The sequence below is a fragment of the uncultured Roseovarius sp. genome, from assembly GCF_947259555.1.
Classification (GTDB): domain Bacteria; phylum Pseudomonadota; class Alphaproteobacteria; order Rhodobacterales; family Rhodobacteraceae; genus Roseovarius.
Window position 1 is genome coordinate 19,466 of record NZ_CAMYMD010000033.1, and the last position, 9,053, is coordinate 28,518.

Annotated in this window: 3 protein-coding genes and 4 pseudogenes; 4 read left to right on the forward strand and 3 right to left on the reverse strand. The window is 63.4% G+C overall.

Annotation, left to right across the window (positions count from 1 at the left end):
- Window positions 1–70: 70 nt before the first annotated feature.
- Both crtD and crtC read left to right on the forward strand, forming a co-directional pair.
- Window positions 71–1,621, forward strand: coding sequence for a 1-hydroxycarotenoid 3,4-desaturase CrtD (gene crtD, locus Q0X85_RS06080; protein WP_297770374.1), 1,551 nt, complete (start codon window positions 71–73; stop codon window positions 1,619–1,621).
- On the forward strand, window positions 1,618–2,490 hold the full coding sequence (crtC, locus tag Q0X85_RS06085; RefSeq protein WP_297770382.1) for a carotenoid 1,2-hydratase: 873 nt from the start codon (window positions 1,618–1,620) through the stop codon (window positions 2,488–2,490). Before crtD ends, crtC begins: the two co-directional genes overlap by 4 nt.
- Window positions 2,491–2,496: 6 nt before the next feature.
- On the opposite strand, the pseudogene Q0X85_RS06090 reads toward crtC, so the two are convergent.
- The 3 pseudogenes from Q0X85_RS06090 to Q0X85_RS06100 form a co-directional block, all read right to left on the reverse strand.
- Window positions 2,497–4,635: pseudogene (locus Q0X85_RS06090) on the reverse strand (TRAP transporter large permease subunit); the annotation flags it as partial.
- A pseudogene (locus Q0X85_RS06095) lies at window positions 4,632–5,189 on the reverse strand (C4-dicarboxylate ABC transporter permease); the annotation flags it as partial. The pseudogenes Q0X85_RS06095 and Q0X85_RS06090, both read right to left, overlap by 4 nt.
- A 101-nt stretch (window positions 5,190–5,290) precedes the next feature.
- Window positions 5,291–6,312 (reverse strand): annotated as a pseudogene (locus tag Q0X85_RS06100) (ABC transporter substrate-binding protein).
- 192 nt (window positions 6,313–6,504) lie between these two features.
- Between Q0X85_RS06100 and Q0X85_RS06105 the strand changes: the two are divergent.
- Window positions 6,505–7,767, forward strand: a complete 1,263-nt coding sequence (locus Q0X85_RS06105) for a SulP family inorganic anion transporter (protein ID WP_297770377.1) — start codon at window positions 6,505–6,507, stop codon at window positions 7,765–7,767.
- 47 nt (window positions 7,768–7,814) lie between these two features.
- Window positions 7,815–8,925, forward strand: a pseudogene (locus tag Q0X85_RS06110) (cache domain-containing protein); the annotation flags it as partial.
- Window positions 8,926–9,053 lie beyond the last annotated feature (128 nt).

The window sequence follows — 9,053 nt, forward strand, 5'->3', positions numbered from 1 at the left end:
TGTAAATCATACTGGACACATTGTATGCATGAGTCAACAATCCCATCATGAATGTTGTCTCTCCATCTGCATGAATGTTGTCTCTCCATCTGCAACTGCGCGAGACCGGGTCGTGATCGTAGGCGCCGGTATCGCCGGGCTCGCAGCGGCCCTGCGGCTGGCCGATGCTGGCCTGCGGGTGAACGTCCTAGAGCGCCATGGCGCACCCGGCGGCAAGATGCGCGTCGTTCCCTCCGAGGTCGGCCCGATTGACGCAGGCCCAACAGTCCTGACATTGCGCAGCGTTTTCGACGCGCTCTTTGCCTCCGTCGGCGAACGGATCGAAGACCATCTCGACCTGATCCCGCAGGACATTCTCGCCCGCCATTTCTGGCCAGACGGCAGCACGCTCGATCTATTTGCAGATGAGGCCCGTAGCCGCGCGGCAATCGCAGAATTCGCAGGCACTCGTGCTGCCGAACAATTCGCCAGTTTCTCAGCGCGCACGCGCCGCATGTTCAACGCGTTCGACGCCCCGATGATGCAAGCGGCGCAACCCGCGCCGCTGGCCCTGGCCGCACTTGTTGCACGAACGCCCTCGCTCCTGCACTCTATGGCCCCGCTGTCGTCGCTTGCGCAGAGCCTTGCACGGCAATTCGACGATCCACGCCTTGCTCAGCTCTTTGGCCGCTACGCGACTTATGTAGGGGGCTCACCGTATCAAGCACCGGCCCTGCTCTCGCTTATCTGGCAGGCCGAGGCAGCAGGCGTATGGGTGGTACGCGGAGGCCTGCACGAATTGGCACAATGCCTTGTCAGACTGGCCGAGAGCCGCGGTGCCATCTTTCGCTACAACGCGCATGTCGCTCGGATCGACGCGGCGGACGGTGCGACATCCGGCGTCACACTGGTCGACGGGACACGCGTCGAGGCGGAAAACGTGATTTTCAACGGCGACCCGCGTGCATTGGCCGCCGGGGCACTTGGGCCGAGCGCGACGGACGTGGCACCGCAAACGCTCAAGACGACGCGCAGCCTCTCGGCGCAGGTCTGGGCCTTTGCCGCAACGCCATCCGGCCCCGATCTCGTCCATCATAATGTATTCTTCTGCGCCGATCCGCGCGCAGAGTTCGACGATCTGCGTGCCGGGCGCTGCCCGCGAAATCCCACGCTCTATGTCTGCGCGCAGGATCGCGGCCTGTCACACGCGCCAGCAACGCGCGAACGCTTTGAGATCATCCTGAACGCCCCGCCCCTTGATGGGCTCACCCAATCAGCCGAGGATTTTGCCTCATGTCACAACCGGACTTTTCAAACCCTCGCAGGCTTTGGCCTGCGGTTTTCTCCGCTGCCGGGCGAAGGGGCGCTGACAACGCCGGCCCGGTTCGACCGGATGTTCCCGGCATCGCTCGGATCGCTTTACGGGCAGAGCCCGCACGGCATGATGGCGGCGTTTCAGCGCCCGACGGCACGCACGCGCCTGAAGGGCCTTTATCTGGCGGGGGGCGGGACGCATCCGGGCGCGGGGGTGCCGATGGCCACACTCTCCGCCCGGCACGCGGCAGAGGCGATCTTGAGCGACCGAACTTCAACCTCGACGTCCCAACGAATGGTTATGCCTGGTGGTATGTCGACGGGCTGAGCGACGACGGGACGCGCGCAATCAGCGTTATCGGCTTCATCGGCTCGGTGTTCTCACCGTGGTACGCGTGGTCGGGGCGCGAGAGCCCCGCCAATCATGTTTGCATCAATGTCGCCACCTACGGCCCAGGCGGACGCTTCACCATGACAGACCGGGGCGCCTCAGCCCTGCGTCAGAGCACCGATTGCCTGACGGTTGGGCCGTCGTCGATGAGATGGGAAGGCGGGCGACTGATCATCGAGGTGAACGAGATATCATCGCCGCCGCTGGTCTCTCGGGTCCGCGGCCGGATCACCGTGACACCAACCGCACTCACGAATGTGGAGTTGCCCCTGACGCCTGATGGCACCCATATCTGGCGGCCCTTCGGCCCCACCTCCGCCATAGAGGTCGATCTGGACGCACCCGGCTGGCAATGGCAGGGGCACGGCTATTTCGATGCCAATTTTGGCACTCGCGCTCTGGAGCAGGATTTCCGCGCCTGGAATTGGGGGCGATATCCTGCGCGGGGGGGCTCGACCTGTTTTTATGATGCCAGGCGAATAGATGGCAGCAGCCTCGCCACTGCCGTGCATTTTGAAGCGAATGGCAAGGCCAAAACCATCCCGTTGCCGCCTAAGGCCCCCATGCGCCGCAGTCTCTGGTTGGTCGCGCGCGATACCCGTGCCGATGCAGGATACCGGCCCCGGCAGGTCAAACCCATGCTCGATGCGCCGTTCTATTGCCGCGCGGCCGTGCGCACATGCCTTGACGGCGAAGAAACCACCGGCGTGCACGAAGCGCTTGATCTCACGCGCTTTCGCTCACCGTTGCTCAAACCCATGCTCGCGGTCCGCGTACCGCGCCGGGCGTGGTGGCGGTTCGACTGAGCCCCGTCAATTCGAAATGAGCGCTGGCACGATCTTCACGATTGACGGAATGGACCACAGGAGCGCGAACCCCGCAACCTGGATGACGACGAAGGGCAGCACGCCACGATAACTATGGCCGGTTCTCACCTCCTTAGGGGCAACCCCGCGCAAATAAAACAGCGCAAAGCCGAACGGCGGCGTCAGGAACGAGGTTTGCAGGTTCACCGCGATCATGATCGTCACCCATTTCAGGTCAAAGGTGCCGCCATAGATCACCGGGCCGACAATCGGGATCACGAAATAGATGATCTCCAGAAAATCGAGAACGAAGCCAAGAATGAACAGCACCAGCATCACGATCAGAAACACCTTGAACTCGTTGTCAAAGCTCTGGAGGAACTGCTGGATGTAATACTCGCCGCCAAAGCTGATGACCACGAGGTTTAGGAGCTGCGAGCCGATGAGAATGGTGAAGACCATGCTCGTAACCTTGGCCGTCTTGCGCACCACCGGCGTCAGGACCCCTCCGGTATAGAGAACCCAACAGGCAAACAGCAGACCGAAGGCAGCATAAAGATACGCCGCATAGGCAACGATGAATGCCACCCACGATTCAAAGCTCAACCCGTCCCGATTGATCCGCAGGTCGAAATTGATACCGATGAGGATCGACAACATCACCGCCAGCGTGGCGATGATGATGACCCTGGGCGACCGGTCCTGCTCGCGCAACTTGCGATACGCCGCGAGCATGATCGCTCCGCCCGCGCCGAGGGCGGCGGCGGGCGTCGGATTGGTGATGCCCCCAAGGATCGAGCCAAGCACCGCGACAATCAGCACCAGCGGAGGAAAGACCATGCGAATGAGTTCGTTACGCGCCATGCGCACTGCCGTACAAGGCCGTGGCGAGAGGAACGGCCAAGAGCAGCACCGTCGCACCGGGCGACGCCGACGGTCGGATGAGTACGATGTCAACGAGCAGCGCGAGGACAATCCCCAGCCCGCCAATCAAGAGCGGCGCGGGATTGGATGTCGGGCTGACGCCGCGCGAAACCGCCAGCGTCAGACCAAACAACACCATGAGCGTCGCAACGCCCGTGCCTATTGGGGCGGCATCCGCCTCTTTCTGCGCGCGTAGCTCTGACACTTCTTCGGGCGCGAGTCGGACGCTATCCGCGACACCTCCTGCCACGTCGATGGCGCCTTGCTCGACGAGGGCGGTATCCCATGCGGCTTGCCCATGCAGGTCGATCATCGCGCTCTTGCACTCAGGGCTTACATTGGTGCGCAACGAGGCCGTTTGCCCCCGGTCGCTGAAACTGTCCACGATCAGGTTCTGACTGCCCACCACGCCGAGCGAGGATAGGATCATGACACCCGCGATCAGTGCGACCGGCACACCGAGAAACCACGTGCCCCCTCACCGCGTGTGATTACTTCGCCGCCGCCGCCCGCGATCTGCACCGCCGGCGCCCTGGACGGGTTCACCAGCGCATAGCCAAAGGCATAAAGCCCGTAAAGCAGCGCCAGCAGGATCCCGGGCAGGAGCGCGGCCTGAAAGAGTGTGCCCACAGAAACGACCGCGGGCTCGCCCAGATACGTGAGCGCATCCGAGCAGCCTGCGGCAATGGCCCGGTTTTCCTGTGCCACCGAATAGAGATCGCCAACCAGGGTTCTCAACAGCACGATGACGATCGAGGGTGGGATGATCTGACCGAGAGTGCCCGATGCCGCGATGACGCCAGTGGCCAATTGCGGGCTATACCCCGCGCGCAGCATCGTGGGCAGGCTCAAGAGGCCCATCGTTACCACCGTTGCGCCCACGATCCCGGTCGAGGCCGCGAGAAACGCGCCCACCACCACGACCGAGACGGCCAGACCGCCCGGCAATGGGCCAAAGACCCGCGCCATGGTGGTGAGCAGGTCGATGGCGATCCTTGAGCGTTCCAGCGTGATCCCCATCATCACGAACATCAAAACCGCCAGCAGCGTCTCGATCGACGCCCCCGCGAGCACCCTTTCGTTGATGCGGTTGACGATGAACGATACATTTCGGTCAAGCGCCATTTCCCAGCCACGCTCGAACACCGGTTGCGCGACACGCGGCAGGTCTGGATAGCGGAAAATGGAAACCGCATCAGCCCGCACACCGCTCGCGACGACGGCATCATTAAGACCAGGCACCCCACCATGTCGATCACCTTTTTGGTGGCGTGGCGCACCGGCGCATAGATCAGATCGACGCGCACGTGCCCGCCCTGAACGAATGTGTATGTCGCTCAGAGCGTGACAATCAGGGCGTTGTAGAGCTTGAGCTCATCGGCTTACCAGCTGATATCGAATTGCAACGGAATGCCGTACCCGATGACAAGATCGGGCCACGCGAAGATGCGTTGGATAAACACGATGATGATTTGCTGGATCACCATGATCAGGCCCGCCCATGCCGCGAACCGGCCCGCGGTGTTGGCAAATCCCTCAAGCCCGCGCACACACCCCCAGAGAAAGCGGTTTTTCCAGATACCAATGCCGGTGATCACGAGAAACGCGGTAAAAACGACAAAGAAAAACTCGACCGAGCCGCCGTAGTAGACAACCCGCATGATCGCTTACTTGTCGGACCAGTCCAGCCAGCTTGCCAGGTGGCTGATAGCATGGGCCAGATTGTAAAAGGCCATGGCTATATTCTGGAAGATCCAGAGAATTGCATCCTGCATCTTTCTTCCTCACGGCGTCTTCGGCGGGCCCTCTCGGCGCGCCATAATGTCAAGCAACAGGCCCCGCAATACGGGCTCTGCCGCTCTTGTCCAGTCGGAGATTATCCCAGAACGCGGTCGCGCTGAGCGGTATAGGCCCCGTCGGATTTTTTGATCCACGCAGACGAGGATCTCATCGAGGCCATGTAGCTGTCATAGACGCGTTTATAGATGTCATCGCCCATGTTTTCCTGATGCACCGCGTCAGCGGCTTCGCCAAAGGCATCCCAGACACTGTCAGGGAATTCCAGTGTTTTCACGCCATTCGACTGAAGACGCTGCAACGCGGAGGAATTGTTGGACAGGAATTGTGCGAGGTTCCACTGATGCGCCTCAGCGCAGCCGATTTCGACCGTCTTCTGTTGTGCAGGCGTCAGGCTCTCGAACACTTCGCGGTACATGCCGTTGGACAGACCAGCGCCCGGCTCGTGAAAACCAGCCGTGTAATAGAAGTTGGTGATCTCCTGGAAGCCGGCCTTTTCGTCCGCCCATGGGCCGATCCACTCGGGGTGCCGTAGATGGCACCCGAGGCCAGCGCCTGATACACTTCCGCGCCGGGGATGTTCTGAACGCTTGCGCCCAGTTTGCCCAACGCCTTGCCACCGAGACCCGGCATGCGGAACTTGAGACCGTTGAAATCCTCAGGCCCTTTGATCTCGTTGGAGAACCAGCCCCCGGCCTGCGCGCCGGTATTGCCCGCGAGAAAGGATTTCAGACCAAAAATCTCGCCCAGCTCATCGTGGAATGCTGCGCCCTCACCGTGGTAATACCAGTTCACCAGTTCCTGCGCGGTCATCCCGAAGTGCACCTAGGTAAAGAACGCATAGGCCGGGTGTTGGCCAACAAAATAGTAATCCGCCCCGTGATAGAGATCGGCCTGACCGGCGGTCACCACGTCGAACACCTCGAACGCGCCCACGAGCTCACCGGCGCCCTTGACCTCGATGGTGATGCTACCGTCAGACATGCCGTTGATGTTGTCGGCCGCACTCTGTGCAGCATCAAACACACCAGCCAGACCACGGCCCCATGTGGTGACCATGGTCAGCGTGCGATTGCCCTGTGCATAGGCCGGTGCGGCCAGCGACGTGGCGGCGGCGGCACCCGGACCCTCTAAAGTGCGCTGACCTTAGACAGCGGTTCAAACTCTGCAAATACCTAGTACTGCGTAGAGCGCGCATTCTCCTGGTAAATAATTCGTGCGCTCCGCGTCTCGCGGCCGGACTGCGGCGTATTGGCCCTTGCCCGCGCGCCACCGAGGGTGTTGAAAAGACGCATGAAGCCCAAGATCCTCACCACCCTGCCCGGCTACACCGCCGCGATGCTGCGCGTCGATGTCCTGGCCGGGATCACCGTCGCGATGGTCGCCCTGCCGCTCAGTATCGCCATCGCCATCGCCTCGGGCGCGGACCCGGCGACGGGGCTGACCACGGCGATCATCGGCGGGTTCCTGATTTCGGCACTCGGCGGCAGCCGGGTGCAGATCGGCGGGCCGACCGGCGCGTTCATCGTCGTGGTCTACGGCGTCATCGCCGAGCACGGCCATGACGGGCTGATCCTCGCCACGCTGATGGCGGGGGCGTTCCTGCTGGTTGCGGGCGCGCTGCGCGCAGGCAGCCTCGTGCGGCACATCCCCGAGCCGGTGATCCACGGCTTTACCATCGGCATCGCGATCATCATCGCCACCAGCCAGATCCGGGACCTGCTCGGCCTGACAACCGAGGACCTGCCGGGCGAGTTCCTCGACAAGGTCGCGGTGCTCTGGCAGGCGCGCGACACGCTGAGCGCACAGGCCCTGATGGTTGGCCTCGGCACCATGATCCTGATCGTCGCCCTGCGCCGCGCGGCGCCGCGCTATCCCGGCCTCATCGTGGCGGTCGGCGCGGCCTCGGCGGCGGTGGCGCTGTGGCATCTGCCGGTGGACACGCTCGGGGCGCGCTACGGCGCACTGCCCGCGACCCTGCCCACGCCCGCCCTGCCCGAGCTCAGCCTCGCGCGGCTGACAGAGCTTCTGCCCTCCGCCCTCGTGATCGCCTTTCTCGCCGGCGTGGAATCGCTGTTGTCGGCCTCGGTCGCCGATCGGATGATCGGCGGCAAATACCGCCCCAATGCCGAGGTGATCGCAGGCGGGGCCGCCAATATCGGCTCGGCCCTATTCGGCGGGCTGCCCGCCACCGGCGCCATCGCGCGCACCGCAACCAACGTGCGCGCAGGCGGCCTCACACCCGTGGCGGGCATGATGCACGCGCTCACCATCCTGATCGTGATGCTGCTCGCCGCCCCGCTTGCGGGCTATCTCGCGATGCCCGCGCTGGCGGGCCTGCTGATCCTGACCGCGTGGAACATGGCAGAGCCGCAGAAATGGCGCGGCTACATGGCCCTGCGCCGCGCCGATCTGGCGCTCTTGCTGCTCACCCTCGTTCTGACGGTGCTGGCGGACCTGACCGTGGCCATCGGCACCGGCGTGGCGCTTGGCCTCGCGCTGCGGCTGCGGCGGCGCAACGTGCCGCACGCCGACTGGGAGCCGCCTGACCGCTGAGGCGCGAAATACTGGATATCGCGCGGGTTTCGCCGCAGCGCTGAGACATGCGACACCTGATCTCCCGTCTGCGCCTCAATTTCGGGCAAAAGCTTTTCCTGATCGCGACGCTGCCGCTGATCCTGACGGCGGTGGCGATTTTGGCCGTGGTGACGCTGCAATCACGGCAACTGGCCGAGCGCGAGATCGAGACGCTCGAGGCGCAGCTGATCGAAGCCAAGTGCGCGGACATCAAAAATTTCCTCTCCATCGGGCGCACCGCCTTCGTGAACATCCACGGCCGCGCCGGCCCCGAATGACGCGCGCGCTAGGCTGTTGGTCACGCAGATCCTCGCGGGCATGCTCTACGGGCAGGACGGCTATTTCTTGGTCTACGATTACGAGGGCGCCAATCTGGTCAGCCCGCGCCGCACCGAACTCATCGGGCGCACCTAGACCGGGCTCGAGGACCCGTCGGGCCGCCCCATAACGGATGAGCTGATCAGGCTGGCCCGCTCGGGCGGCGGCTATCACAGCGATGAATGGCCCAAACCCTCGACCGGCGAACGCGCACAGATGGTGGCCTATGTGGCCGGGCTTCAGGATTGGCGATGGGCCATCGGCACCGGCGTCGTCATCGACGACGTGGTCGCCACCGTCGCCAAGTCGCGCGAAAAGGTCGAGGCCCGGATCGAACGCACCTTTCTCTATATCGGGGCGGCGATGCTGGCGGCGCTGCTCTTTGTCTTCGTCTCGGGGCTCTTCATCAATATCCGCGAACGCCGCCTCGCTGATGCCAAGCTCAAGCGGCTGACCCAGCGGGTGTTCGACGCGCAGGAAGAGGAGCGCGGCCGCGTCGCGCGGGAATTGCATGACGGAATCAGCCAGATCCTCGTCGGCGTGCGCTACGCGCTCGACACCGCCAAGCGGCGGCTGGCAGCGGACGACGCGCGCGCCACCGACACGCTGGAGCGTGGCATCACCCACCTCTCGGGCGCCATCCAGGAAGTGCGCCGCATCAGCCGCGACCTGCGCCCCGGCGTGCTCGACGATCTCGGGCTCGGGCCCGCGATCAAGGCGTTGGCCGAGGATTTCGGCAAGCGCACCGGCATCGAGACCGAGTTCACCACCGTGGTCTTTCGCAACCGGCTCGATGACGAGGCCAAGATCGCGCTCTACCTGTTTGATCCCATGGTTTGATGGTGCGATCCTTTCTCAGGAATGGAAGGAAGCATTATGGGCCAAGTTCGTCACGGGAGCGCCACGACCACGCACGCTGTCAGAGCAGCGATACAGCGATCGCAAGC

What these genes read in the sequence shown, in the direction of transcription:
- crtD (WP_297770374.1), top strand. Translation starts at nt 71, where the DNA reads ATGAATGTTGTCTCTCCATCTGCAACTGCGCGAGACCGGGTCGTGATC.
- Q0X85_RS06105 (WP_297770377.1), top strand. Translation starts at nt 6,505, where the DNA reads ATGAAGCCCAAGATCCTCACCACCCTGCCCGGCTACACCGCCGCGATG.